Origin of the sequence: Microbispora sp. KK1-11, from assembly GCF_006874435.1 — a bacterium.
In the GTDB taxonomy this organism is placed as follows: domain Bacteria; phylum Actinomycetota; class Actinomycetes; order Streptosporangiales; family Streptosporangiaceae; genus Microbispora; species Microbispora catharanthi.
This window is the reverse complement of sequence record NZ_VIRJ01000007.1, coordinates 68933-94408: the sequence shown is the minus strand read 5'-3', so window position 1 is coordinate 94408 and position 25476 is coordinate 68933. Positions and strand designations below refer to the sequence as shown.

The 25476-nt window shown below is 70.3% G+C and carries 25 protein-coding genes; 19 read left to right on the top strand and 6 right to left on the bottom strand.

The features are described from left to right. Nucleotides 1-70: 70 nt before the first annotated feature. From FLW16_RS12945 to FLW16_RS12910, 8 genes are all read left to right on the top strand, one after another. Complete coding sequence (locus FLW16_RS12945; RefSeq protein ID WP_185949392.1) at nucleotides 71-3379, top strand: nitrate- and nitrite sensing domain-containing protein; 3309 nt, start codon at nucleotides 71-73, stop codon at nucleotides 3377-3379. After that, on the top strand, nucleotides 3376-3795 hold the full coding sequence (locus FLW16_RS12940; protein WP_142560254.1) for a roadblock/LC7 domain-containing protein: 420 nt from the start codon (nucleotides 3376-3378) through the stop codon (nucleotides 3793-3795). Before FLW16_RS12945 ends, FLW16_RS12940 begins: the two co-directional genes overlap by 4 nt. Before the next feature lie 15 nt (nucleotides 3796-3810). Beyond that, nucleotides 3811-4170, top strand: a complete 360-nt coding sequence (locus FLW16_RS12935; RefSeq protein ID WP_142560253.1) for a DUF742 domain-containing protein — start codon at nucleotides 3811-3813, stop codon at nucleotides 4168-4170. A 28-nt stretch (nucleotides 4171-4198) separates the two neighbouring features. Continuing rightward, the gene (locus FLW16_RS12930) at nucleotides 4199-4735 is read left to right on the top strand and encodes an ATP/GTP-binding protein (RefSeq protein WP_260615216.1); all 537 of its coding nucleotides are present in this window, start codon (nucleotides 4199-4201) and stop codon (nucleotides 4733-4735) included. A gap of 383 nt (nucleotides 4736-5118) precedes the next feature. Continuing rightward, the gene (locus tag FLW16_RS45150; RefSeq protein ID WP_260615215.1) at nucleotides 5119-8376 is read left to right on the top strand and encodes a nitrate- and nitrite sensing domain-containing protein; all 3258 of its coding nucleotides are present in this window, start codon (nucleotides 5119-5121) and stop codon (nucleotides 8374-8376) included. An 8-nt stretch (nucleotides 8377-8384) separates the two neighbouring features. After that, entirely contained in the window at nucleotides 8385-8798 is a 414-nt protein-coding gene (locus FLW16_RS12920) for a roadblock/LC7 domain-containing protein (RefSeq protein WP_205825907.1), read from the top strand. A gap of 119 nt (nucleotides 8799-8917) precedes the next feature. Continuing rightward, nucleotides 8918-9355: a DUF742 domain-containing protein gene (locus FLW16_RS12915; RefSeq protein ID WP_185949391.1), complete on the top strand. Its 438-nt coding sequence runs from the start codon at nucleotides 8918-8920 to the stop codon at nucleotides 9353-9355. 7 nt (nucleotides 9356-9362) lie between these two features. Then, nucleotides 9363-9938: an ATP/GTP-binding protein gene (locus FLW16_RS12910; protein ID WP_142560401.1), complete on the top strand. Its 576-nt coding sequence runs from the start codon at nucleotides 9363-9365 to the stop codon at nucleotides 9936-9938. A gap of 131 nt (nucleotides 9939-10069) precedes the next feature. Here FLW16_RS12910 and FLW16_RS12905 read toward each other — a convergent pair whose 3' ends face one another. From FLW16_RS12905 to FLW16_RS12885, 5 genes are read right to left on the bottom strand one after another with little or no spacing between them, the layout of a single operon-like run. Then, on the bottom strand, nucleotides 10070-11074 hold the full coding sequence (locus FLW16_RS12905) for a methyltransferase (protein WP_260615213.1): 1005 nt from the start codon (nucleotides 11072-11074) through the stop codon (nucleotides 10070-10072). Beyond that, on the bottom strand, nucleotides 11071-11847 hold the full coding sequence (locus tag FLW16_RS12900) for an ABC transporter ATP-binding protein (protein WP_142560251.1): 777 nt from the start codon (nucleotides 11845-11847) through the stop codon (nucleotides 11071-11073). The genes FLW16_RS12905 and FLW16_RS12900 overlap by 4 nt, the downstream gene beginning before the upstream one ends. Before the next feature lie 9 nt (nucleotides 11848-11856). Then, a complete protein-coding gene (locus FLW16_RS12895) occupies nucleotides 11857-12645 on the bottom strand; it encodes an ABC transporter permease (protein WP_142560250.1) in 789 nt (262 codons plus the stop codon). Next, entirely contained in the window at nucleotides 12642-13415 is a 774-nt protein-coding gene (locus FLW16_RS12890; RefSeq protein WP_142560249.1) for an ABC transporter permease, read from the bottom strand. Before FLW16_RS12890 ends, FLW16_RS12895 begins: the two co-directional genes overlap by 4 nt. A gap of 19 nt (nucleotides 13416-13434) precedes the next feature. After that, complete coding sequence (locus FLW16_RS12885) at nucleotides 13435-14412, bottom strand: ABC transporter substrate-binding protein (protein WP_260615212.1); 978 nt, start codon at nucleotides 14410-14412, stop codon at nucleotides 13435-13437. A 416-nt stretch (nucleotides 14413-14828) separates the two neighbouring features. On the opposite strand from FLW16_RS12885, the gene FLW16_RS12880 reads away from it, so the two are divergent. The 5 genes from FLW16_RS12880 (at nucleotide 14829) to ffh (ending at nucleotide 20698) form a co-directional block, all read left to right on the top strand. Beyond that, on the top strand, nucleotides 14829-17603 hold the full coding sequence (locus FLW16_RS12880) for a nitrate- and nitrite sensing domain-containing protein (RefSeq protein ID WP_260615211.1): 2775 nt from the start codon (nucleotides 14829-14831) through the stop codon (nucleotides 17601-17603). After that, a complete protein-coding gene (locus FLW16_RS12875; protein ID WP_142560248.1) occupies nucleotides 17600-18028 on the top strand; it encodes a roadblock/LC7 domain-containing protein in 429 nt (142 codons plus the stop codon). Before FLW16_RS12880 ends, FLW16_RS12875 begins: the two co-directional genes overlap by 4 nt. Before the next feature lie 4 nt (nucleotides 18029-18032). Continuing rightward, the gene (locus FLW16_RS12870) at nucleotides 18033-18464 is read left to right on the top strand and encodes a DUF742 domain-containing protein (RefSeq protein WP_142560247.1); all 432 of its coding nucleotides are present in this window, start codon (nucleotides 18033-18035) and stop codon (nucleotides 18462-18464) included. Nucleotides 18465-18471: 7 nt separating this feature from the next. Beyond that, entirely contained in the window at nucleotides 18472-19023 is a 552-nt protein-coding gene (locus FLW16_RS12865) for an ATP/GTP-binding protein (protein WP_142560246.1), read from the top strand. Between the two features lie 127 nt (nucleotides 19024-19150). Then, nucleotides 19151-20698, top strand: coding sequence for a signal recognition particle protein (gene ffh / locus FLW16_RS12860; RefSeq protein WP_142560245.1), 1548 nt, complete (start codon nucleotides 19151-19153; stop codon nucleotides 20696-20698). A 150-nt stretch (nucleotides 20699-20848) separates the two neighbouring features. Here the strand turns inward: ffh and FLW16_RS12855 are convergent, their stop codons facing one another. Then, nucleotides 20849-21496: a DUF4232 domain-containing protein gene (locus FLW16_RS12855; protein ID WP_142560244.1), complete on the bottom strand. Its 648-nt coding sequence runs from the start codon at nucleotides 21494-21496 to the stop codon at nucleotides 20849-20851. Nucleotides 21497-21761: 265 nt separating this feature from the next. On the opposite strand from FLW16_RS12855, the gene rpsP reads away from it, so the two are divergent. The 6 genes from rpsP (at nucleotide 21762) to lepB (ending at nucleotide 25470) form a co-directional block, all read left to right on the top strand. Beyond that, on the top strand, nucleotides 21762-22217 hold the full coding sequence (rpsP, locus tag FLW16_RS12850; RefSeq protein ID WP_142560243.1) for a 30S ribosomal protein S16: 456 nt from the start codon (nucleotides 21762-21764) through the stop codon (nucleotides 22215-22217). A 1-nt stretch (nucleotide 22218) separates the two neighbouring features. Then, a complete protein-coding gene (locus FLW16_RS12845; protein ID WP_079320659.1) occupies nucleotides 22219-22461 on the top strand; it encodes an RNA-binding protein in 243 nt (80 codons plus the stop codon). Nucleotides 22462-22605: 144 nt separating this feature from the next. Beyond that, entirely contained in the window at nucleotides 22606-23124 is a 519-nt protein-coding gene (rimM, locus tag FLW16_RS12840; protein ID WP_142560242.1) for a ribosome maturation factor RimM, read from the top strand. A 9-nt stretch (nucleotides 23125-23133) separates the two neighbouring features. Further along, entirely contained in the window at nucleotides 23134-23994 is an 861-nt protein-coding gene (trmD, locus tag FLW16_RS12835; RefSeq protein WP_142560241.1) for a tRNA (guanosine(37)-N1)-methyltransferase TrmD, read from the top strand. 153 nt (nucleotides 23995-24147) lie between these two features. Next, a complete protein-coding gene (gene rplS, locus FLW16_RS12830; RefSeq protein WP_142560240.1) occupies nucleotides 24148-24513 on the top strand; it encodes a 50S ribosomal protein L19 in 366 nt (121 codons plus the stop codon). Nucleotides 24514-24621: 108 nt separating this feature from the next. After that, on the top strand, nucleotides 24622-25470 hold the full coding sequence (gene lepB / locus FLW16_RS12825; RefSeq protein ID WP_142560239.1) for a signal peptidase I: 849 nt from the start codon (nucleotides 24622-24624) through the stop codon (nucleotides 25468-25470). Nucleotides 25471-25476 lie beyond the last annotated feature (6 nt).

The window sequence follows — 25476 nt, the reverse complement described above, 5'->3', positions numbered from 1 at the left end:
GGTGAGCATGGAGCAGTCGAATACCGATAACCGCAGGCGGCGGAGTCGTCTCTCGCCGCGCAACTGGCGAGTGCCCACACGCCTGACCGCGCTGATCGTCGCCCCGACGATCGTGGCCGTGCTCCTCGCCGGCGTCCGTGTCGTGGGTTCGATCGACAGCCTGACGGCCTACCAGCGGACCAGGTCGGCGGCGGAATACTCGGTGCACCTGCGGGACCTGGCCGAGCAACTGGCTCTCGAACGCGACCTGTTCGTCTGGGGTGGCAACAGCAAGCGCAAGTTCAACATCGACGGGGAGACCGAGGTGACCCGCGCCCAGCAGCGCGGGGCGGTCGACCCGCTGATCCAGCAGGTGAAGGCCGACCTCAAGAACATCAACGCGGACTACGGAACGCGTCCGGTGGAGCAGGCCCAGCAGCTCTCGAGCCGCATCTCGAGCCTCGCGGGCATCCGCGAGAACGGCGCGCCGGAGGATTACAGCGCCGTGATCGCCAACGTCCTGCGCCTGCAGGACGAACTGGGCAACAACGACGACAACGCTGCGATCGTGGGCAATATCCGCGCCCTCAGCGCTCTCGCCCACGCCAAGGAGGAGGCGGCGCTGCAGCGGGCCACCCTCACCCGTGAGCTGCTGGAGCGCAACCAGACCTTCACCACGTTCGAGCTGCAGGACTTCCTGGCCTCCCAGTCGCGCCAGCAGAGCTACCTCGCGACGTTCTACACCGAGGCCCCGGCGGCCGAGGCGAGCCGCCTGGTCACCCTGCTCGGCGACAAGGATGTGGTCAACAGCGAGCTGACCAAGTCGTGGGCGCTCACGCTCGGCCTGCAGAACCAGTCCCTCAACCGCTACCGCGGCAGGGACAGGACGGCCCAGCAGTGGTTCCAGGACAGCACCAAGGCCATCGAGCAGATGGCGGCCGTCGAAGGCCGCGTGTCCGAGCTGGTGCAGAACCGCGCCCGCGACCTGCAGTCGGCCGAGCAGCGCAACGCCCTCATCGCCGGCGGCCTGATCCTCGCACTCCTCGTGCTCGTGCTCGCCACGACCGTGCTCATCGCGCGGTCGATGGTCCGGCCGCTGCGCCGCCTGCGGGCGGAGGCGCTCGACATCGCCGGGCGGAGGCTGCCGGAGATGGTGCGGCAGATGCGCGAGTCCGAGGAGAGCGGGCGCGAGTCCCACGTGCAGCCGATCGCGGTGGACAGCAGCGACGAGATCGGCGAGGTGGCGCAGGCCTTCGACGAGGTCCACACGCAGGCCGTGCGCCTGGCCGCGGAGGAGTCCCGCCTGCGCGCCAACGTCAACGCGATGTTCGTGAACCTTTCGCGCCGTACGCAGACACTGGTGGAGCGGCAGATCTCGCTGATCGACGGCCTGGAACGGGGCGAGGAGGACGGCCGGCGTCTGGCCGACCTGTTCAAGCTGGACCACCTGGCCACGCGCATGCGCCGCAACAGTGAGAACCTCCTCGTCCTCGCCGGTCACGAGCCGCCGCGCAAGCGGAGCCAGCCCGCCCGGCTGGTCGACGTGGTCCGCGCCTCGCTGTCGGAGGTCGAGGACTACGAGCGGGTCGTCGTCCGGATTCCCCGAACGATCGCGATCGCCGGGCACGCCGCGAACGACGTCGTGCACCTGCTGGCGGAGCTGGTCGAGAACGCCATCGCCTTCTCGCCGCGCAACACCAAGGTCGTCGTCTCCAGCAGCCCCGTCGAGGGCGGCGCCGTGATGCTCGGCGTCACCGACGCGGGTATCGGCATGTCGCCGGAGGAGCTCGCGGAGATCAACCGTCGTCTCGCCGAGCCGCCCACGATCGACGTCTCGGTGTCCCGCCGGATGGGCCTGTTCGTGGTCGGCCGCCTCGCGTTGCGTCACGGCATCCGGGTGCAGCTGCGCCGGGGTGACGGCGCGGGCGTCATCGCGATGGTGCTGTTCCCCGCCCAGCTCATCTCCAACGCCGACCAGCCCGTGATGCCGCGTCCCTCCGTCCCGGCCGGGCAGACGGCGGCCGGACTGCCGGCCCGGCAGGCGTTCGCCGAGCCGGACCCGCTCGCTCCCGCGCCGGGAGGCGGTTCGTTCGAGCCCTGGAGCCCCGGCAACGACGCGGCGGGCGGCGGCCTCGGGTCCCGCAGGTCCCCGGCGACCAGTGGACACCGCCCCGGCGGGAACGGGCTCAGCGGGAACGGGCTCAGCGGAATCGGCGCCGGAGGCAACGGCGCGGGCGGGTTCTCCGCGTTCGGCGCGCCGACGGCGGATGCGCCGCCCGCGCCCACGGAGAGCCCGTACGGGGAGAGCGCGTTCACCGAGCACTCGGGACCGCACTCGGGACCGTATTCGGTGCCGGGCCTGCCCGGGGGGGCGCCGGACGGCGACCCCCGCCGCCCCGCCTTCGGCGAGCAGCCCGAGTCGTCGTGGCCGCCGGCGCCCGCCGGGTCCTCGGCGTTGCCACAATGGGGACCGCAGGGGGGATCACCGAGCGGGAGCGGCGAGGACCGCTCGGAGCACTCGTGGCCCTCGCTGCCCACCGGGCCGACGGCACTCCCGCAGCGGGGCGCGTCCACGGGACCCACGGCCTTCTCACCGTCGAGCACCACCGGACCGACGGCGTTCCCTCAGCCGGGTTCCCCGTCGAGCACCGGGCCGACGGCGTTCTCGCCGTCTCCGTCGAGCACCGGACCGACGGCCTTCTCCCCGTCGGACACCGGGCCGACGGCGTTCTCCCCGTCGAGCACCGGGCCGACGGCGTTCTCGCCGTCTCCGTCAAGCACGGGGCCGACCGCCTTCCCCGGGGCCGTACCGCCCGCGGGATCGGCGGAGGAGCCGTCGTCGACCGGGCCGCTGCCGTCGGTGGAGGAGTCGCCGCTGGAGCAGGGCGAGGAGTTCCTGCCGATCTTCGCCTCGGTCGAGTCGGCGTGGTTCCGGCGTCCCTCGGACACCGGCCCGCAGGCCGCGCCCGCCGCGCGGGCCGCCGCGGAGGCGGACGCCGGAAAGGCCGACGAGAAGCCCGGAGAGAGCACCGGAGAGATCGCGAGGGTGCCCCGCTCCGCCACCGCCTCCGGGCCCGTCTCCGCCCCCCAGGCGCAGGACGCGGACCCCGGCGGATGGCGGTCCCGGGCCGACAGCGGCTTCCAGGCCGCGGCGAGCGCCCGGGACCCCCTGCTGGGTGGCGTGACCGCGGCGGGCTTGCCGAAGCGCACGCCGAAGGCCAACCTGGTGCCCGGCTCGGTGGGCGCGGACGGCCCTGCCGCCGCCGCCCCGCGCCCTCCGGTCTCGGCCGAGGCGGTGCGCAACCGCCTGTCCAGCTTCCAGCAGGGTGTAAGGCGAGGCCGGGCCCAGACGGCCGGAGGTCTCGCCGAAGGGTCGGGTAAAGAGGAGGAGGGCTCGTGACTGAGCTGAGCGTGGAAGCACGCAGGTTCGACTGGCTGATCACCGAGTTCGTCGGCAGCACGCCTGGCGTGGCGCACGCGGTGGTGGTGTCGTCGGACGGCCTGCGGCTGGCCCAATCGGACGGCTTTCCGCCTGACCGCGCCGACCAGCTCGCGGCGGTCGCCGCCGGCCTGCTCAGCCTCACCGTCGGCGCCGCGCGGGTGTTCGAGGGGGGCGCGGTGTCGCAGACCGTCGTCGAGATGCAGCGGGGGCTGCTGCTCGTGATGGCGATCAGCGACGGTTCCTGCCTGGCCGTACTCGCCGCGCCGGACTGCGACATGGGCCTGGTCGCCTACCAGATGACCCTGCTCGTCGAGCGGGCCGGTCAGGTGCTCACTCCGGCGCTGCGCGCCGAGCTGCAGACGTCGCGGCGATGACCGGAGGAGAGGGCCGTGCGTGATCGTGACGGGGCAGAGGACGAGCCTCTGTTCCGTCCGTACGCCGTCACCGGTGGCCGATCCGAGCCGCGTTACCACATGGCGATGGAAACCCTCGTATCATCGGTGACCTTGAAGAGCAATGACTATTCCCTGCTCAGTCCAGAGCAGGAATCGATCATGATGCTATGTCGTTCCGTACGATCGGTCGCGGAGATCTCGGCACTGCTCCGGGTCCCGCTAGGCGTGGCCCGTGTGCTCATCGCCGACATGGCCGACGAGGGTCTGGTCCGCCTGCACATGCCGCAGCTGAACCAGGGACAGCCAGACCTCAACCTGCTCGAAAGGGTGCTCAGTGGACTACGCAGGCTCTAGCCGTGGTCTTACCTCGACGAAGATCGTCGTGGCGGGTGGGTTCGGCGTCGGGAAGACGACCTTCGTCGGTGCCGTCTCCGAGATCCTGCCGCTGACGACCGAGGCCGTGATGACCGACGCCAGTGCGGGCATCGACGACCTGGGGCTCACGCCGAACAAGACGACCACGACGGTCGCCATGGACTTCGGCCGGCTCTCGCTCGACCAGGACCTCATCCTCTACCTGTTCGGCACGCCGGGTCAGCACCGCTTCTGGTTCATGTGGGACGACCTCGTCCGCGGCGCCATCGGCGCGGTCGTGCTCGTCGACAGCCGCAGGCTCGCCGACTGCTTCCCGGCCATCGACTACTTCGAGGAGGCCCAGCTTCCCTTCCTGGTCGCGATGAACGGCTGGGAGGGGCAGTTCCTCCACTCGGAGGAGGAGGTCCGTGAGGCGCTGTCGCTGGCTCCGCACGTCCCGATCGTCCGTACGGACGCGCGCTCGCGGGAAGCCGTCAAGTCCACGCTCATCAGCCTGGTCGAGTACGTGCTGACCGTACGGGCCGCGTACGGCAGACAGTACTGAATCGGGAAATAGTCTGTGTTCCCGATAGACCGCGCCCCGCAGGTGGGGGCGGCGAGGGCGGTACCCCGGAGGGTGCCGCCCTCGCGGCGTCCGGCCAGAGCACGGCGCGGAAACGGCATTCCGTGCCTCCGGTGGTCCGATCCCGGAGACCCCTGCCTACCCGGCAGGGCAGAATTCGGTATTGATGCTGACCCGATATTTAACCAAATAACATCATCTACATGCCTGTCTAGGCTATTTGTGCACGGGTGTTCGGTTGGCCTCCCTGGTGTCGGTGTGCTGCAATTACCCTCGCCTGCAGGACGTCTCGCACGTCACGCCAGCCACATCCGTGCTGAGACACTTCCCCCTGTGCGCAGATACGGCGAGAGGTTGCAAAGCCTGTGAGGACACAAGACCCCCGGACCGACGAGAGCCCCGGGACCGGGGTTCCGGCTGAGCAGGAGCCCGACGAGGGAAGTCGTTTTCTCCTGCGCAACTGGCGCGTGCGCTCCAGGCTTGTGGCGCTGATCCTCATCCCGACCCTGGCGGCGCTGCTGCTGGGCGGCCTGCGGGTCGTCACGTCGGTCAACACGGCGTCCGAATATCAGCAGATCAGCGACCTGGCGCGGCTCGTGGACAAGGTCGCGGGCCTCACCCACGAGCTGCAGTCGGAACGCGACCGCGCCGCCTGGAACGCGACGCTCGGCCACCCGGCGAAGGCGACTGCCGCGGTCAAGGCGCAGACCCTTCTCACCAACAAGGCGGCCACCGCCGTCCGGGACCTGGCGAACGAGGTCAGGACGAAGGTGAGCAGCCGCGCCTCCGACGAGATCGACCACATCATCGGCAAGCTCGACGGCGTGGAGGTCCTGCGGAGCCAGGCCATGCAGGGCAACCTGCAGCCGAGCGCCGTGCTCGACCAGTACACCCTCGTCATCGAGACTCTGATGGCCCTGCAGGACGAGCTGGCCAAGAGCACGCAGGACGACCGGCTCGCCGCCTCGTCCGTCACGCTGGCCGCGCTCGCCCGCGCGAAGGAGAACGCCTCCGTACAGCGCGGCCTGCTGACCACGGTGCTGCCCAACACCCGCTTCGAGCAGGCCCAGCTGCAGAACTTCCTCGGCGCCGTGTCCGCCGAGGAGAGCGAGCTGCGCGCCTTCCGCAAGAGCGCCACGGCCGATGAGCGCACCGACTACGACAACACGGTCACCGGCGGCAAGGTCGACCAGGCGGAGTTCATCCGCACGCTGGTGCTCGACCGCGCCAACGCGGGCTTCCCGCTCAAGGGCTTCGACCAGTCGGTACGCGACGACACCCGCCTCTGGTATGACGCGATGTCGCAGCCCATCAACCGGATGCGCACCGTCGAGGCCAAGCTGACCTCCTCCATCGTGGCGCGGAGCCAGTCGCTCAAGGACGACGAGCAGCAGCGGGCCATCATCGTGGCCGTCGCCGTCGCTCTCCTGCTGATCGCGGTTCTGCTCGTCACCACCGGCGTCGCCCGCTCGCTCGTACGCCCGCTGCGGCGGCTGCGCAGCGAGGCGCTGGAGATCGCCGGCAGCCGCCTCCCCGACACGGTCCAGAAGCTGCGGGAGGCCGGCGACGCCGCCGAGGTCCCGCCCATCGCCCCGATGCAGGTGGTCGGCCGCGACGAGATCGGCGAAGTCGCGCGGGCCTTCGACGAGGTCCACCGCGAGGCGATCCGGCTGGCGGGCGACGAGGCCCGGCTGCGCAGCAACGTCAACGCGATGTTCGTTAACCTGTCACGGCGCACGCAGACGCTGGTGGAACGCCAGCTGTCCCTCATCGACGGGCTGGAGCAGGGCGAGCAGGACGAGCAGCGGCTCGGGAACCTGTTCAAGCTCGACCACCTGGCGACCCGCATGCGCCGCAACAGTGAGAACCTCCTGGTTCTCGCCGGGCAGGAGCCCGCACGCCGCTGGGGCCAGCCGGTGCCCATCGTCGACGTCGTACGCGCCTCGCTGTCGGAGGTCGAGAACTACGAGCGCGTCGACATCCAGGTGCAGGGCGGAGCGTCGGTCGTCGGCCAATCGGTCAACGACGTCGTCCACCTCGTGGCCGAGCTGGTGGAGAACGCCATCTCCTTCTCGCCCCGCGACACCAAGGTCACGGTGTCGAGCAACCGCATCGACGGCGGCGGGCTGATCATCTCCGTCAGCGACCAGGGCATCGGCATGACGCCCGAGGAGCTGGCCCAGACCAACTACCGGCTCGCGAACCCGCCGGTCGTGGACGTGTCGGTGTCCCGCCGCATGGGCCTGTTCGTGGTCGGCCGCCTGGCGCTGCGTCACGGCATCCGCGTGCAGCTGCGCCAGCAGGACACCGGTGGCCTGACGGCCATGGTGCTGCTGCCCGAGGCGCTGCTGGCCAACGCCGGCCCGGCGTTCCCCGGCGTGCCGGGCATGCCGCAGCCCGAGCTGACCAGCCCGATGCCTGCGGTCGGAACCGGGCCGCAGTTCGGCGCCGCCATGTTCGGCAACGCGCCGGCCCTCGCCAGCCCGACACCGTTCGAGAACCCGCCGCGCACTCCGGTGTTCGGCGCGGACGCGCCGGGCGTCGGCACCCCCGGCGCCGACCCCTTCGAGCGCGGGCCCTTCGAGTCCTTCCCGCGGGAGACCGTCGGCTTCGACCCCGACCCGTTCGCCCGCAACCCCTTCGAGCCGCCGCAGGGCCGTGGCGCCGACGGCGACCCGTTCGCGCGCAACCCGTTCGAGACGGGCGGTGCGGGGCGGCCGGGCGAGTCCGATCCCTTCGCCCGCAGCCCCTTCGACACCGGCGGCTTCGGTCAGGGCGGGCAGCCCGACCCGTTCGCGCGCAGTCCGTTCGAGTCAGGGCCGTTCGACCGGGCGGCCTTCGACAAGACGCCGTTCGACAAGGCGCCGTCCGAGCAGACGTCGCCCGAGCGAGACCCGTTCGAGACCACGAACTTCGACTCGGGACCATTCGAGGCCAGCCCCTTCGACACCAACCCCTTCAGCCGGGGTCACGTCGGCGAGGCCCCCGTGGACACGCCCTGGCCCGGGCATCTGCCCCCTCCGGGAGGCGGCTCCTGGCCCGGCACCCCGCAGGACGGCGGCGCCGGCTGGCCCGGACGGACCGGCCGCGGCGCCTTCGAAGGCGACGACAACACCGGTCCGCTGCCGGTGGTGCGGACCTCGCCGCTGGAGTCGGAGGAGGAGTTCCTCCCGATCTTCGCCGCGGTCGAGTCGGACTGGTTCAAGAAGGTCGACATCCCGGCGGAGAAGAACGACTCGGACGGCGAGACCGCCGCGGACACCAAGACCTGGTCGTCCCCGGCGGACGTCGGCTGGCAGGCGGCCAAGGCGGCCAGCGAGCCGGCTCTGGGCGGGGTCACCTCGTCCGGTCTGCCCAAGCGGGTGCCCAAGGCCAACCTGGTGCCCGGCTCGGCCACGGCTCCCACCCCTTCCGCGGAACCCGCCGCGGCAGCGGCGGCCGCCCCGCCGCCGCCCCCGCCCGTGCTCTCGCCCGAGCGGGTGCGCAGCAGGCTCTCCAGCTTCCAGCAGGGCATCCGGCAGGGCCGGGCGGTCGCCCGCGGGGAGGCCGGGGAGGAGCAGGGATATCCCGGGGCGGCGGCCCTGGGCATGCCCGATGCCCAGGACAGTGAGAAGGAGGACTGATGAGGGAAATGAGCCAGGCCGCGCGCGGCATCAACTGGTTGATCACGGACTTCGTGAACAACGTGCCGGGTGTGGCGCACACCGTGGTGGTGTCGGCGGACGGGTTGCCTCTGGCGTTCTCGGACGGGTTTCCCAAGGACCGGGCGGATCAGCTGGCGGCGGTGGCGGCCGGGTTGATCAGTCTGACGCAGGGTGCCTCGCGGGTGTTCGAGGGTGGCCCGGTGACGCAGACGGTGGTGGAGATGCAGCGGGGGTTGTTGCTGATCATGTCGATCAGTGACGGGTCCTGTCTGGCGGTGCTGGCGGCGGCGGATTCCGATCTGGGTCTGGTGGCCTATCAGATGACGTTGCTGGTGGAGCGGGCGGGTCAGGTGCTGACCCCTGCGGTCCGCGCCGAGCTCCAGGCGTCTCACCCGCGGTGACGGAAGACCCCGCGAAGTAAGGCACGCGGTGGAGGACAGATCGGGGAAGACGCCCTGAGCGGGGTGGCCGGGACGGTCGCCGGGTTCCGGAGCGAGAGCGAAAAGGTCAGGAGGACGCTGTGGCAGGCGGCGGCTGGAACAACGAGGCCTATCCGCCGGTGGACGACGCCCACCGGCAGTACGGCGGCACGAACCCCGTCCCGACGCCGGCGCCGAGGGAGCAGAGCTCACTGGTGCGGCCGTACGCCGTCACCGGCGGGCGTACGGCGCCGCGGCTCCAGCTCGCCATGGAGGCACTCGTGTCCTCCGCGACGGTGATGCACCAGGACCTTTCCACGCTCACCCCGGAACGCCAGGCGATCAGCACGCTGTGCCGTCAGGTGCGGTCGGTGGCCGAGGTGTCGGCGTTGCTGCGGATTCCGCTGGGTGTGGTTCGCGTGGTGATCGCGGACATGGCGGCGGAGGGGCTGTTGCATGTGCATCAGCCGCAGTTGGAGGCCGGTAAGCCGGATCTGAACTTGCTGGAAAGGGTGCTCAGTGGACTACGCAGGCTCTAGCCCGGGTCTGACCTCGGCGAAGATCGTGGTTGCCGGGGGCTTCGGCGTGGGGAAGACGACCTTCGTGGGGGCGGTGTCGGAGATCGTCCCGTTGACGACCGAGGCGGTGATGACCGACGCGTCGGCGGGTGTGGACGATGTGGGGCTGGTTCCGTACAAGACCACGACGACCGTGGCGATGGACTTCGGCCGGGTGTCGCTGGACCGGGAACTGATTTTGTATTTGTTCGGTACGCCGGGTCAGCATCGGTTCTGGTTCATGTGGGACGACCTGGTGAAAGGGGCGATCGGCGCGGTGGTGCTGGTCGACACGCGGCGGTTGGCCGACAGTTTTCCCGCGGTGGACTACTTCGAGGAGGCGCGCCTGCCCTTCGTCGTCGGCGTCAACGGCTTCGACGGGCAGTACCCGCACGCCGAGGAGGAGGTGCGCGAGGCGATGACGTTGTCGCCGCACATCCCGATCGTCCGCACCGACGCCCGTGACCGCGAATCGGTCAAGAGCACCCTGATCACTCTTGTCGAACACGCGCTGACCATGCGGGTCGCCGTGCACGGCCAGAATCTCCACCAAGGTCGTGTCTGACAGAGCACGCTCTGCTGGGCGTGGCACAGGCGGCGCCTGCTCCACCCCATGGAAACTCCTCGCAGGCTCGGACTTTCCATGGGGCTCGGGAAGATCGGCCACGAGGGCGGCTTCTGTGCGGCCCTCCCGGCTCAGCGGGGCAGGGCCTCCATCAGGCTCGCCCCGGCGGGCAGCGGCAGGATGCGGGAGAGCGTGAAACCGGCCTCGTCGAGCAGCCGGGTGTATTCGCCCGACGTGCGCTCCATCCCGCCGTCGGTCACCGCGAGCATGCGCATGTCGAGGTCCTTGCCGATGTGCGGCGTGGCGTCGTCCGGCAGCACCATTTCCAGCAGCAGCACCCGGGCGTGGCGGGGAGCCGCCTTCCGCACGTTGCCGAGGATGCGCAGGCTCGCCTCGTCATTCCAGTTGTGGATGATGCTGGCCAGCAGATAGAGGTCCCCGCCCGCGGGCACGCTCTCGAAGAAGTCGCCGCTCTCGAACTCGCACCGGTCGCCGAGGCCCCGCGCGTTCAGGGACTTCCGGGCGTTCTCCACCACGTGCGCGATGTCGAAGAGCACGCCGCGCATGCCCGGGTGCCGGTCGAGCACCGCCGCCAGCAGATGCCCGGTTCCCCCGGCGACGTCCACGAACGTCTTCACGCCGGTGAAGTCGTAGGTGGTGGCCAGAGCGGCCTCCAGGGGCGCCGCGCGGATGGCCATGTACTCGTTGAACAGGCGGGCGGCCTCGGGACGCTCCTGGAAATAGCCGTACAAGGGGCCGAATCGCGCGATGAAGGCGGACCGCCCGTCCTTCACGGTCTGCGCCAGGTTGCCCATGGCGTACCAGTAACCGGTCTCGGCCGCGATGCGCAGGGCGGAGCGCATGCTGCCAGGAACGTCGTCGCGCAGCGTCTGACCCTCCTCGGTCAGCTCGTACGTCCCCGGGGCGACGGCGCGGACCACGCCGACGGTCTCGAGTTCCCGCAGCACGCGCGCGAGGGAGGGCTCGTGCGCGTCACAGGCCTTGGCGAGCTCCGGAACGTCCATCGGGCCGGAGGCCAGGTGTTCGGCGCAGTTCAGCTCGGCCATCGCGGCGAGCGCGGCGAACCGGGAGAGCCCGACGATGGCGTCCCAGACAGGGCCGGTGGAGTCGATCAATGCTTCTCCAGAACAGTTGAGGTGGGGGAGCCGCCCCGGACCAGGCGGCCCACTTCGGCACGCAGCCGGACGAACGCGTCCCGTTGCCGCGTCGCGATCTGGTCGCGTGATTCGCCCAGGTCGACCGGCAGGTCGGCGGCGACCCGGGCCGGCGACCGGGTGAGGACGATCACCCGGTCTCCGACGTAGACGCTTTCGTCGATGTCGTGCGTGATCAGCAGGGTCGTCATGCCGTGATGGGCGCAGACCCGCAGCACCAGGTCTTCCAGGTCCTCGCGGGTCTGCGCGTCCACAGAGCCGAAGGGCTCGTCCATCAGCAGCAGGGACGGGCGGTAGGCGAGGGCGCGGGCGATGGACACCCGTTGCTGCATTCCGCCGGACATCTCCCAGGGGTACTTCGCCGCGGCGTCGGCCAGGCCGACCTGGTCCAGCGCGGCCATCGCCGCCTCCCTGCGGCGCCGCCGGTCCAGCCCGCGGCGTCGCAGCGGCAGCGCCACGTTGTTCGCGGCGGTCATCCAGGGGTAGAGCGAACGGCTGTAGTCCTGGAAGACGACGGCCAGGTTGTCGGGGATGCGGTCGACGGGCTGTCCGCCGATCAGCACCCGGCCCCCGGTGGGACGGATGAGACCGGCGACTGACCGCAGCAGAGTGGACTTGCCGCAGCCGGAGGGGCCCACGACGCAGACGAGTTCGCCCTCGGCGGCGCGGATGCTCACCCCGTCGAGAACGCGATGCGAGCCGTACGAGTGGACCAGATCGGTGATCTCGAGCACGATGCCTTCCTAGGTGGTCTGCCTGGCGTTCCTGTGCCAGGCGAGAACGCGCCGTTCCAACAGCAGGAACGCGGAGTTGAGCAGATAGCCGAGGAGGCCGAGCACCACCAGGCAGCCCCACATGTCGGTGTAGAGGTAGCTGCGCTGCGCCGACAGGAGCCGGTAGCCGAGGCCGCCGGAGCCGGCGAGGATCTCGGCGATGATCAGCAGGATCAGGGCCAGCGAGAGGGCCAGCCGCAGGCCGGCGAAGATCTTGGGCATCGCGGCGGGGACGATCACTCTGGTGAGCCGCTGGACCGTCGAGAACCCGAAGATGCGTGCGGTCTCCAGGTGCTGCCGGTCCACCGTCCGGGTGCCGTCGATGGTGTTGAGGAGGATCGGCCAGATGATCCCGAACACGATCGTCGTGAGCTGCGCCGGCGTGCTCAGCTTCAGCAGGGCGAGGAAGAAGGGCACCAGCAGCGGAGGCGGCACGGCCCGGCCGAGGTGGATCAGCGGGTCGAGGTAGCCGGACAGGCGGGGGGAGCAGCCGATGGCGATTCCGGCGGCCACCCCGAGGACCGCGGCCAGCGTCCACCCGGCGAACAGGCGGGCGAGGCTGGGGCCGAAATCGTCCATCGCCTGGTCTGTCAGCAGGAGATGGGCGGGCGGGCCGGACAGCCACATCTCGCCCATCCGGGCCAGCGTCGCCGACGGGGGAGGGAAGAACGGCTGCTCGGCGGCACGGGTGGCGATCTCCCAGGCCACGAGCGTCACCGGCACCAGCCAGAGACGGCCGACGGCTCTGATCACGTTCATCGGGCGGCTCCGGTGCGTGCGTCGTGCCAGCGGAACAGCCTGCGTTCCACCGCGACCAGGGCGGTGTTGGACAGGACGCCGAACAGGCCGGCCCACAGGGCCGCGCCGAGCATCAGGTCCATCCTGTTGCCGCTCGCGGCCTCCGTGATGTAGATCCCGACGCCCTCCGCCCCTCCTGCGAGCAGTTCCGCGCTGATCACGAGGATGACGGCGGTGCCGGCGGCGACGCGGATCCCGGTCGCGATGAAGGGCGCGGCGCTGGGCAGCGCCACCCGGAGCAGCACGGACACCGGACCGAACCCGAAGCTGCGCAGGGTCTCCTTGGCGAGCGGGTCGACGTCCTTCAGCGCGTAGATCGTGTTGATGACGATCGGCCAGGACGCCGCGTAGACGACGACGGCCACCCTCAGCTGCAGGTTGTCGCTGAAGAGCAGGATCGCGAGCGGGATGATGGCGACCGACGGGATGGGCCGGAGGAACTCGATCAGCGGCCGTACGGCCCGCTCCACGGGCGGCAGGGCCCCGAGCGTGAGTCCGGCCGGGACCGCCACCGCCACGGTCAGCAGGAGCCCGAGCCCCCAGGCGGCGAGCGAGGCACGCGCGTCGGCGAGGAACTCCTGATCGACGAGCAGTTCCGCCGCGCCGCGGAGGATCGTGGACATGCGGGGCAGGAAGCGGTCGTCGATCAGGCCGGTCGCGCCGACGATCTCGGCCGCGGCGAGGAACCCCGCGACGCCGGCGACGCCGCGGAGGACTCGTGCGTGTTCCATGGCAGGTGCGGGATCTCCGTCAGCTCGCCGGGGGCGGCAGGATCAGCGACTTCACGTCCAGATCGTTCTTGAGGTAGCCGTACTCCTTCATGAGGTCGGCCACGCGCTGCAGGCGGGTCTCGCTGAGGGAGGTCGGGTAGGAGCCCAGGGAGATGACGGCCGCGGTGGCGGCGTCGATCTTGGTGTACTTGGGCAGCGTCTCCTCGACGATCTTGCGGTCCTTCGCGACGAGTGCCTGCGCCTTGCCGAGCGCCCGCTGGAACGCGGCTATCGCCTTCGGGTATTTGCTCGCGATGGCGTCGGTGGTGAACCAGCCGGCGATGGGAAGATTTTCGGTCGGACCGGTCATCTCATCGACGATGATTCGGCCGCCCGCTTTTGATTCCACAGTGATGACCGGCTCGGTCATCGCCGCCGCGTCGACCTGGCCGTTTTCCAGGGCGGCGGGCATGTCAGGGAACTTCTTCTCCACGAACTGGTCCGGGGTCGCGGTCACCCCGGCCACCTTCATCTGCACTTCGGCGGTCAGTTGGCTGACGCTGTTGAGAACATTGACCGCTATGGTCTTCCCCTTGAGGTCTGCAGCAGTTTTGATCGGGGAGTCCTTTTTGACCATGATGACGAAAGCGCCGGGAGCGGCGCCGTAACTGTCCGCGACGTACTTGAACTTCCCGGCGCCCTTGTCCTGCGCGAGGAAAGTGCCGACGTATGCGCCGAGCGACAGGTCGAGGCTTCCGCCCAGCAGCTTCTGGGTGGCGACGGCGCCGCCGGCGACCACCTCGGGCTGGACTTCCAGGCCCTCGGCCTTGAAGAACCCCCGATCGATCGCCACCTGCAACGGCGCGCTGTCCGGCACCGGAATCGTGCCGACCTTCAGCGTCGTCTTCTCCAGTCCGTTGCCCGAGGAAGAGGAGGACGTCGTGTCGGAGTTGCCGCAAGCGGTGAGCGTCAGGACGGCCAGGACGCCGACGGCGAGAGTACGCCTTATAAGCCTCATGAAGTCTCCTTGTCTGGAGTGTTGAGGTGGCCGCCCGCGACGGGTCTGTCCCGCATAGACGGCGACGGGCGAGAAGCGTACAGGAGCCGTACGGATTCGATGTGTTTGAGTCACGATTGTAGTCAAATTGAGGAGTAAATCACCTCTGTCATCATTTGGAATTACGGCCTAGGGGTTGGACCGGTTCCATGAGGGGAGTCGTCGTGCATCGCCTGTCCGTTATTGTCTTCCGCCTGATCGCTGCCGTCCTGCACATATGCGTTTGGGGCGGGGCGAAACGCTGGACCGCTCCAAAATCCCAAGCTCTTTGTCTATCTCGACGCCTTATGCTCAAATTGCCCGGTGATGTGCGGGCTCTCGCATTAGAGCGACCCCGGAGCCTTATCCCCTGAGATTCAGCGCGAGAGGTTGCGCCTGTGAGGACAGCAACGATCGAGAGTGGTCGCCGCGCCGAGCCCGAACCGGTCGCCGAGTCCGCCGGCGGCGCGTCCTCCGCGGACGGCGGGCCGCCCAACGGGCCCGCGACCGGCAACTCGATTCAGCTGAAGAACTGGCGGGTGCGAACCCGGCTCGTCGCGCTGATCGTGCTGCCCACCGTCGTCGCGGTCCTGCTCGGCGGCCTGCGGGTGGCGAGTTCGATATCCAGCGCCGCCGAGTATCAGCGGGTGCGCGAGGCCGTCGAGCTCGTCGGCAACGTCGGCATGCTCCTCCACGAACTCCAGCTGGAGCGCGACCTGTCGGTCAAATACGTCGCCGGCGGCCGTCGTGACAGAGACCTGCTCACCACCGTGAACAACCAGCACGACGCCGTGGACGCCGCCGCGCAGCAGGTGCGCGCCCGGGCCGAGACGAGTGGGGACGCGCTGGGCGGGCTCGGCCGGGAGGACCTGTCGCGGGCCCTGGCCCGGCTGACGGACCTGACCGCGTTCCGGAAGATCGTGCTCGAGTCGCAGCTCCCGCCGCTGCGCGGCATCGAGAATTACCGGCTCGTCACCGACGACCTGCTGAAGCTGTACGACGCGGCGGGTCAGGGTGTTCCGGACGAAGGGCTGTACGCGAGCATCAAGGCGCTCGGGGCGCTCGCACGGGCCAAGGAGGCGGTGTCGGAGCAGCGGGCGCTGCTCGCCGTGGGCCTGGCCCGGCAGCAGCTCGACCAGGCCGAGCTCGACGCCTTCACCGGTGCGGCGGCCAGGGAGCAGAGCGAGCTGGCGGCGTTCACCGCCGTGGCCACCACCGACGAGCGGCAGCTCTACAACGACACGGTCACCGACCAGAAGGTGGACCGGGCGCGGTTCTTCATCGACCGGACGCTGTACCTGGTCGGCGCCGGGCAGCCCATCCGCAACCTCAGCGGCAGGGGGGCCGACGCCGACCGCTGGTTCGACGCGATCAGCGAGCAGGCCGACCTCATGCGCGACGTGACCGCCGGCCTGAGCAAGTCGATCGTCACCCGGAGCGACGCTCTGCAGAGTTCCGACCGGAACGTGGCCGTTGTCAACATCACGATGGTCGTCGTCGTCCTGCTGCTGGTCCTGCTCATCACCGCCGTCATGGCGCGCTCGCTCGTACGGCCGCTGCGGCGGCTGCGCAGCGAGGCGCTTGAGGTCGCCGGGCACCGCCTGCCCGCCCTGGTGCAGCGGTTGCGCGAATCCGAGGACGGCGCGGCGGGGCAGGCTGCGGTGCAGCCGATCGGCGTGGTGTCCGCCGACGAGATCGGCGAGGTCGCGCGGGCCTTCGACGAGGTCCACCGCGAGGCGATCCGGCTGGCGGGCGACGAGGCCCGGCTGCGCAGCAACGTCAACGCGATGTTCGTGAACCTCTCCCGGCGCACCCAGACCCTCGTGGAACGCCAGATCGCCCTGATCGACGGGCTGGAGCAGGGCGAGCAGGACGAGCAGCGGCTCGGCGACCTGTTCAAGCTCGACCACCTGGCGACCCGCATGCGCCGCAACAGTGAGAACCTCCTGGTTCTCGCCGGGCAGGAGCCCGCACGCCGCTGGAGCCGGCCCGTCGAGATCACCGACGTCATCCGGGCCTCGCTGTCGGAGGTCGAGGGCTACGAGCGGGTGATGCTGAACTTCCCCTCGGACGTCTCGATCGCCGGCCAGGCCGTCAACGACGTCATCCACCTGCTCGCCGAGCTGGTGGAGAACGCGCTGTCGTTCTCCGCCCGCGACACCCGCGTGGTGGTCTCGGGCAACCGGATCGACGGCGGAGGCGTGATGATCTCCGTCACCGACTCCGGCATCGGCATGACGTCGGAGGAGATCTCCCAGGCGAACTGGAGACTGGCGAACCCGCCGGTGGTGGACGTGTCGGTGTCGCGGCGGATGGGCCTGTTCGTGGTCGGCCGTCTCGCCGCCCGCAACGGCATCAGGGTCCAGCTCAGGCCGCACGACGGAGGCGGGCTGACGGCCATGGTCCTGCTGCCGGAGTCCATCATGGGCCATCCGGCGCATCAGCCCGAGTCCTATTCGGGCGCGTTCGCCCCTGCCTGGAGCCCACGGCAGGCCGAGCAGGGGACGGCACAGCAAGGCATCGGGGGCTGGGGCCGTCAGCAGCTGCCGGCCTCCGGGGTCGCCGCGCCGCCTCTCCACGATCCGCTCACCCGGATACGTGGCCGGTCGTCCGGCATGGACGAAGCGGCGACCGGGCCTCTGCCGTCGGTGACCGGGCCCGTCCCGACGGCGTTCGGCGCGATGTCGGCGACGACCGGACCGGTCGCGATATCCGGGCCGGTGCACGGCGCTCCCGTCCAGATGGGCGGCGTGCGTCCGGGCGGGGCGCAGGCCGGGCCGCCGGCCGAGGAGTACCTGCCGATCTTCGCCTCCGTCGAGTCCGCCTGGTTCCGGCGCACTCCCGCCGCCGGCACCGAATCCGGCTGGCAGCACACCCCGTCACTGGACGCCGGGTGGCAGGCCGCGGCGGCGGCCACCGAGAAGCCCTCCTCGGACGGCACGACCACCTCGGGTCTGCCCAAGCGGGTGCCGAAGGCCAATTTGGTGCCCGGCTCGGTCGATCCGGCCGCGGCGTCGCCGGCGCCCGCCCCATCGCAGCCGCTCCTGTCACCCGACCGGGCCCGCAGCCGGCTGGCGAGCCTGCAGCAGGGCGTACGGCAGGGCAGGGCGGTGGCCAGGGGCGAACTGAGCGAGGACGAGGGCTACCCGACCGCGAAAGGGGACGGCGCATGAGTGAGTTGAGCCAGGGCGCACGCGGCCTGAACTGGTTGATCGATGATTTCGTGAGTTCGGTGCCGGGTGTGGCGCACGCCGTCGTCGTCTCCGCCGACGGGTTGCCTCTGGCGTTCTCGCACGGGTTTCCCAAGGACCGGGCGGATCAGCTGGCGGCGGTGGCGGCCGGGTTGATCAGTCTGACGCAGGGTGCCTCGCGGGTGTTCGAGGGTGGCCCGGTGACGCAGACGGTGGTGGAGATGCAGCGGGGGTTGTTGCTGATCATGTCGATCAGTGACGGGTCCTGTCTGGCGGTGCTGGCGGCGGCGGATTCCGATCTGGGTCTGGTGGCCTATCAGATGACGTTGCTGGTGGAGCGGGCGGGTCAGGTGCTGACCCCCGCGGTCCGCGCCGAGCTCCAAGCCGTGTCGTATCCCCGGAGGTGACCGGATGGATCCGTGGGGACAGCCGCCAGGCGCGGAACCGTGGGGTCAGGAACCCGGTGCGGACCCGTGGGGGCGGCAGCCGGGCGGCCCGATCGAGGAGCCCGCGTCTCCGGTCCGCCCGTTCACCGTCACCGGCGGGCGTACGACGCCCCGCATGCAACTCGCGCTGGAGGCGCTGGTCTCCTCCGCCACGACCACTCACTACGACCTTTCCACGAGGCCCCCGGAGTTTCGGGCCATCGCCTCCCTGTGCCGTCAGGTGCGGTCGGTGGCCGAAGTGTCGGCGTTGCTGCGGATTCCGCTGGGTGTGGTTCGCGTGGTGATCGCGGACATGGCGGCGGAGGGGCTGGTGCACGTGCATCAGCCGCAGTTGGAGGCCGGTAAGCCGGATCTGAACTTGCTGGAAAGGGTGCTCAGTGGACTTCGCAGGCTCTAGCCGGGGATTGACCTCGACGAAGATCGTCGTTGCGGGGGGCTTCGGTGTGGGGAAGACGACCTTCGTGGGCGCGGTGTCGGAGATCGTCCCGTTGACGACCGAGGCGGTGATGACCGATGCCTCGGCGGGTGTGGACGATGTGGGGCTGGTGCCGCACAAGACGACCACGACGGTGGCGATGGACTTCGGGCGGGTGTCGCTGGACCGGGATCTGATCCTGTATTTGTTCGGTACGCCGGGTCAGCATCGGTTCTGGTTCATGTGGGATGACCTGGTGCGGGGGGCGATCGGCGCGGTGGTGCTGGTCGACACCCGGCGGTTGGCCGACAGTTTCCCGGCGGTGGACTACTTCGAGGAGGCCCGCCTGCCCTTCGTCGTCGGCGTCAACGGCTTCGACGGGGAGTACACCCATGGGCAGGACGAACTGCGCGAGGCCCTGACGTTGTCACCCCAGGTCCCGATCGTCCGCACTGACGCCCGCGACCGCGAATCGGTCAAGAGCACCCTGATCACGCTGGTCGAACACGCGCTGACATCCCACGTGAGCGCGGTCCGGTGAGGACCGGGAACGGGCCGGACCGGCGATCTCGCCCCGGCGGCACGGGCGTGAAGGGCGTGCGGGCGGATAGTCTGGGGAGACTGATGGTTCACCGACCCGTCCACTCGCTTCGAGGCTGGCCAAACACGTGTTCGAGACGCTTTCCGACCGGCTGACTTCGGTCTTCTCCTCCCTTCGGTCCAAAGGCAGGCTTTCCGACGCCGACATCGACGCGACCTGCCGCGAGATCCGCATCGCGCTGCTCGAGGCGGACGTCGCGCTGCCGGTCGTGAAGGACTTCGTGGCCCGGGTGAAGGAGCGGGCCCGCGGCGCCGAGGTCTCCCAGGCGCTCAACCCCGCGCAGCAGGTCGTGAAGATCGTCAACGACGAGCTCATCGAGGTGCTGGGCGGCGAGACGCGGCGACTGCGCTACGCCAAGAACCCGCCGACCGTGATCATGCTGGCCGGTCTCCAGGGCTCCGGTAAGACGACCCTGGCCGGCAAGCTCGCCAAGTGGCTGCGCGACCAGGGGCACGCCCCGCTGCTCGTCGCCTGCGACCTGCAGCGGCCCAACGCGGTGCAGCAGCTCGCCGTCATGGCCGAGCGCGCCGGGGTGGCGGTGTACGCCCCCGAGCCGGGCAACGGCGTGGGCGACCCGGTCGAGGTGGCCCGGCAGTCGGTGGACCACGCGCGCCGCCAGCAGCACGACGTGGTCATCGTCGACACCGCCGGCCGCCTCGGCATCGACCAGGAGCTGATGAAGCAGGCCGCCGACATCCGCGACGCGGTCACGCCCGACGAGGTCCTGTTCGTGCTCGACGCCATGATCGGCCAGGACGCGGTGAGCACGGCCAGCGCGTTCATGGACGGCGTCGGCTTCGACGGCGTGGTGCTGACCAAGCTCGACGGCGACGCCCGAGGCGGCGCCGCCCTGTCGGTGCGGCACGTCACCGGCCGGCCGATCATGTTCGCCAGCACCGGTGAGAAGCTCGAGGACTTCGACGCCTTCCACCCCGACCGCATGGCGGGCCGGATCCTCGACATGGGTGACATCCTCACCCTGATCGAGCAGGCGCAGAAGACGTTCGACGAGCAGGAGGCCGCCAAGATGGCGGGCAAGCTCGTCTCCGGGGACGGCTTCACGCTGGAGGACTTCCTCGAGCAGATGATGATGGTCCGCCGCATGGGGCCCATCAAGAACCTGCTCGGCATGATGCCGGGCATGGGGCAGATGCGCGATCAGCTCAACCAGGTCGACGACCGCGACCTGGACCGCATCGCCGCGATCATCCGCTCCATGACGCCCGGCGAGCGCCAGGACCCGAAGATCATCAACGGCTCGCGCCGGGCCCGCATCGCCAAGGGCTCGGGCGTGACGGTCACCGAGGTGAACAACCTGGTGGTCCGCTTCTTCGAGGCGCAGAAGATGATGAAGCGGGTGACCCAGGGCATGGGCATCCCGGGCATGCCGGGTGGGCGCAAGCAGAAGGCGCAGAAGCCCAAGAAGGGCCGCCGCGTCAGCGGCGACCCGCGTAAGGCCGCGCTCGGCAAGGCCGGCGCGAACGCGTCGTCCTCGGACGCTCCGAAGCTGCCCAAGGGCCTGCTCGGCAACATCGGCGGCGGCCAGCTGCCCCCCGGCCTGGAGCTGCCGCCCGGGTTCGACCCGTCGAAGCTGAAGCTGCCCGGCCAGAACTGACGGCCGGACCGCCCGCCCGCCGGTTCCCGGCGGGCGGCGGCGCGGTCTCGTCGCGGTCCGTGTTCTCAGAGGCTCGCCGGTGTCGTCGTCGAAGGCCGGCGCGTGTCGTCGGAGGTTCGCGCCGCGTCCTCAGAGGCTCGCGCCGTGTTTTCAGAGGCTCGCGCCTGGCGCCATCGGCCTGGCGTCGATCCTGCCGTCGTCGCACACCGTCGCGGTGAACGGGACCTCCAGGTGCGCCACCTCGTCCGGCGGAATGATCATCAGCCGGGCCGAGGAGGGGCACCGGGTCTCGTGCCCGCTGGGCACCACGGTCCAGTGGAGCCGGGCGTGGGCGCTCGCCCCGGCGCGCAGCGTCACCCGGTGCGGGGTGACGCTCTCGCGGCGGGTGCGCGTACGCAGCACGTCGCCCCGGCCGTCGATGAGGACGAGCCCGACGAAGCCGTACACCCAGCAGGTCTTGCCCGAGGTGTTGGTCAGCACGAGCGGCGCGTAGCGGTTGCCCGCCCCCGCGTCCTGCCGTCCCACCCGGGCCCGCAAGCCGGTCGTACGGCACCGCTCGGGGGCGGCGCCCGTGCTTCGTGTGGTCGTGGTTCGCGCCGCGGCGCCGTACCGGACGGACGCCGCGCCCGCGGCGGTGGCCCGTCCCGTGTCCGCGGCGGGCGGGGTCGTCGTGTGCCGGCTCGTCGTCCTGGCCGGGGGAGCGGCGGCCGCGGAGGGCGTGGTGGCCGTGCCGCAGCCGGCGGCCAGCAGGGCGAGGGCCGCCGCTCCGGCCGTGAGGGTCCTGTTCGCAACTCGCATGCCAGTTGGACGGCCTATCCGCGCGATCAGTTCGCATGCCCGTTCCGGAGCCATGGGCGCATCCGTGCCGAAATCAGGGCGGCGGCGGAACCGTCCTTTGCGGAGCATGGGGAATCATCTGGCAGAATGTCAGGCTGGAACATCGTGACCAGGTGGGTGCCCTCTCACCCCCGCCGGTCGCGCCTGTCCCTCGGGCGGGCTCCCATCGTGCCCCACTCGATGAGACACCGCTCACCCACGCTCTAATGCAGGAGAGACCACACCCGTGGCAGTCAAGATCAAGCTCAAGCGGCTCGGTATGATCCGCAACCCGCAGTACCGCATCGTCGTCGCCGACGCCCGGAGCAAGCGGGACGGCCGCGCCATCGAGGAGATCGGCCTGTACCACCCGAAGGAGAACCCCTCGCGCATCGAGGTGAACTCCGAGCGGGTGCAGTACTGGCTGGGCGTCGGCGCGCAGCCGACCGACCCGGTCCTGAAGATCTTCAAGCTGACCGGCGACTGGCAGCAGTTCAAGGGCGAGCCCGCCCCCGCCACGCCGCTCCAGGTCGCCGAGCCCAAGCCGGACCGGCACGCGGCGTACGAGGCCGCCGCCAAGGAGTCGCTGGCGGGCGACACCGGCGCCGCCGCCACCACGCCGAAGAAGGCCAAGAAGCCCGTGAAGGCCGAAGAGACCGCCGAGGCCCCGGCCGCGGAGGAGAAGCCGGAAGGCGAGGCCTGAGGTGCTCGAGGAGGCCCTCGAGCACCTGGTCAAGGGCATCGTCGAGCATCCGGACGACGTCCGGGTCCGCGCACGGCGCATCCGCACCGGGCGCGTTCTCGAGGTCCGGGTTCATCCCGACGACCTCGGCAAGGTCATCGGCCGCGGCGGCCGTACGGCGAAGGCGTTGCGCACCGTCGTGAACGCGTTGTCGAACGGCAAGTACGTGCGGATCGACCTGGTCGACCTGGAAGAGGCGCGCTGAGCCGAACGACGCGTCCGGGGGACCCCGCACCGGGGTCCCCCGGCGTGTTTTCCGGCAGGTTCGCAGTGGCAGACCGGTTCGGGCGGTGGCGTTCGAACCGTCGCGTGGAAGTCGCGTTGGAGCGGTAGCGGAGGTAGGCGACAAGTGCAGCTAGTCGTGGGCAGGATCGGCCGCCCGCACGGCGTGCGGGGCGAGGTCACGGTCGAGGTGCGCACCGACGAGCCCGATCTGCGCTTCGCCCCGGGGGTGACGCTGGTCACCGACCCGGCGCCGGCCGGTCCGCTGACGGTGGAGCGGGCCCGGTGGCACAAGGGGATCCTGCTGCTGACCCTGGCCGGAGTGGAGGGCAGGGACGCGGCGGAGGCGCTGCGCGGCACGCTGCTCGTCGTGGACTCCGCGGACCTGCCGCCGATCGAGGACCCCGACGAGTTCCACGACCACGAACTGATCGGCCTGACGGTGGTCACCACCGAGGGGGAGCGGGTCGGCGAGGTCAGCGACGTCCTCCACCACGGACAGGACCTGCTCGTGGTGGCCCGTCCCTCCCGCGACGAGGCGTACGTCCCGTTCGTCAAGGCGCTCGTGCCCGAGATCGACCTCGGCAAGGGGATCCTCGTCGTCGACGCCCCGCCCGGCCTGCTCGACGCCGAAGAGGCGGAGTAGGGGCCGCAGATGCGCGTCGACATCATCTCGATCTTCCCGGAGTATTTCGCCCCGCTCGACGTCTCCCTCATGGGCAAGGCCCGCGAGCGCGGCATCCTCGACATCCACCTCCACCAGCTCCGCGACTGGACGCACGACGTCCACAAGACCGTGGACGACACGCCGTACGGCGGGGGCCCCGGCATGGTGATGAAGCCGGAGGTCTGGGGCGAGGCCGTCGACGCCGTGATCGAGGACGGGCGCGCCGCCTCCGGGGAGGAGGCGCTGCCCCGGCTGATCGTCCCCACGCCGAGCGGCCGGCCGTTCACCCAGGAAGTGGCGCTGGAGTACGCCGAGGAGCCGTGGCTGCTGTTCGCCCCTGCGCGGTACGAGGGCATCGACTCCCGCGTCGTCGCCGAGTACGGCGAGCGCCTGCGCACCGACGAGGTCAGCATCGGCGACTACGTCTTAGCCGGGGGAGAGGCGGCCGTCCTGGTGATGGTCGAGGCCGTGGGGAGGCTGCTTCCGGGGGTCCTCGGCAACGCGCGCTCCGTCGCCGACGACTCCTTCGCGCCGGGGGCCATGGCCAACCTGCTGGAAGGCCCCGTCTACACCAAGCCGCCCGTGTGGCGGGGGCACGAGGTGCCGGAGGTCCTGCTGTCGGGCCATCACGGCAGGATCGCCCGCTGGCGGCGCGACGAGGCGCTGCGCCGTACGCTGGACCGGAGGCCGGAACTGGTCGCCAGGCTCGACCGGGACGGCCTCGACAAGCACGACCGGCGCGTCATCGAGGAGTTCGAGGAACGCCTCAGGGAGCGCCGTTCCGCTGCCGCGTCTCGCCCCGGGTTGCCCCCCGCGTTTCGCGCAGTGCCGGAAGATATGGCAGACTGAGTCGCTGCTGCCTACTTCGTCATGGCCGGGTGCGCCCGGCTGAACGTGGCAGACAAGACGTATCAAGCCAAGCACGCGTGTCCCCCTCGTCGCCGAGCCCTCGGGCCGGCCGGGTGGACCTCCGTGTGCCCCTGTCAATGAGGAACCGCCGCCATGCACACGCAGATCCAGGAGATCGAGAAGGCTGCCCTTCGCAGCGACGTACCGGCCTTCCGCCCGGGTGACACGCTGGAGGTCCACGTCCGCGTCGTCGAGGGCAACCGGTCCCGCATCCAGGTGTTCAAGGGCTTCGTCCTGCGCCGCCAGGGCGGTGGCATCCGTGAGACGTTCACGGTCCGCAAGGTCAGCTACGGCGTCGGCGTCGAGCGCACCTTCCCGGTTCACAGCCCCGTGATCGAGAAGATCAACGTGGTGACCCGCGGCGACGTCCGCCGGGCCAAGCTGTACTACATGCGCGACCTGCGCGGAAAGGCCGCTCGCATCCGCGAGAAGCGCGAGGCGCAGCCGGCCGGCAAGTAAGGCTTTGGAGATCGTGGTCCGTGCCTCAGGCGCGGGCCACTTTCTTTTTGCCGGTGATGCGGTGTCCCCGGCGCTCGCCGTCGCGGACATCATCTAGGCTCAGCAGCGATGGCTAGCGAGGGACAGGGGCCGGGCACGCGTCGCCCTGCCGAGGACGGGGTGGACGTGGTCGCCGAAGACGTCAAGCAGAACGCCGAGGACGGGAAGAAGAAAGGCTCGTTCTGGCGGGAGTTGCCCGTCCTGATCGTGGTCGCCCTCGCTCTGGCCCTGCTGATCAAGTCCTTCGTGGTCCAGGCGTTCTACATCCCGTCCGAGTCGATGGAGGACACGCTTCTCATCAACGACCGGGTGCTGGTGAACAAGCTGGTCTACCACGTACGCGACATCGAGCGCGGCGACATCGTCGTGTTCTCCGGCGTGGACTCCTGGGACCCCGAGGTGAAGCTCGAGGAGCCGTCCAACCCCATCGCGGCCGGGCTGCGCTGGCTCGGCACCGCGTTCGGGGTCGTGCCGGGGGAGAAGGACTACATCAAGCGGGTCATCGGCGTGCCGGGCGACAAGGTCAAATGCTGTGACGAGCAGGGCCGGGTCACGGTGAACGGCGTGCCGCTGAACGAGAAGTCGTACCTGTATCCCGGTGACGAGCCGTCCGGACGCGAGTTCGAGGTCACCGTCCCGCCGGACCGCCTGTGGGTGATGGGCGACCACCGCTCGGTGTCCTGGGACTCCCGCCTGCACATGGGTGACCCGGGCGGCGGCACCATTCCCGCCGACAAGGTGATCGGCCGCGCCTTCGTCATCGTCTGGCCGTTCAACCGGGCCAAGATCCTGCCGATCCCGGAAACGTTCGCGCAGCCTGCGCTCCAGGCGGCCCTCGGGGCCGCGCCGTTCGTCGCGGGCTTCGCGGGCGCCGTGCCGCTGGTGGCCCTGCGCCGGCGGCTGGTGAGGCGACGATAGGACGTG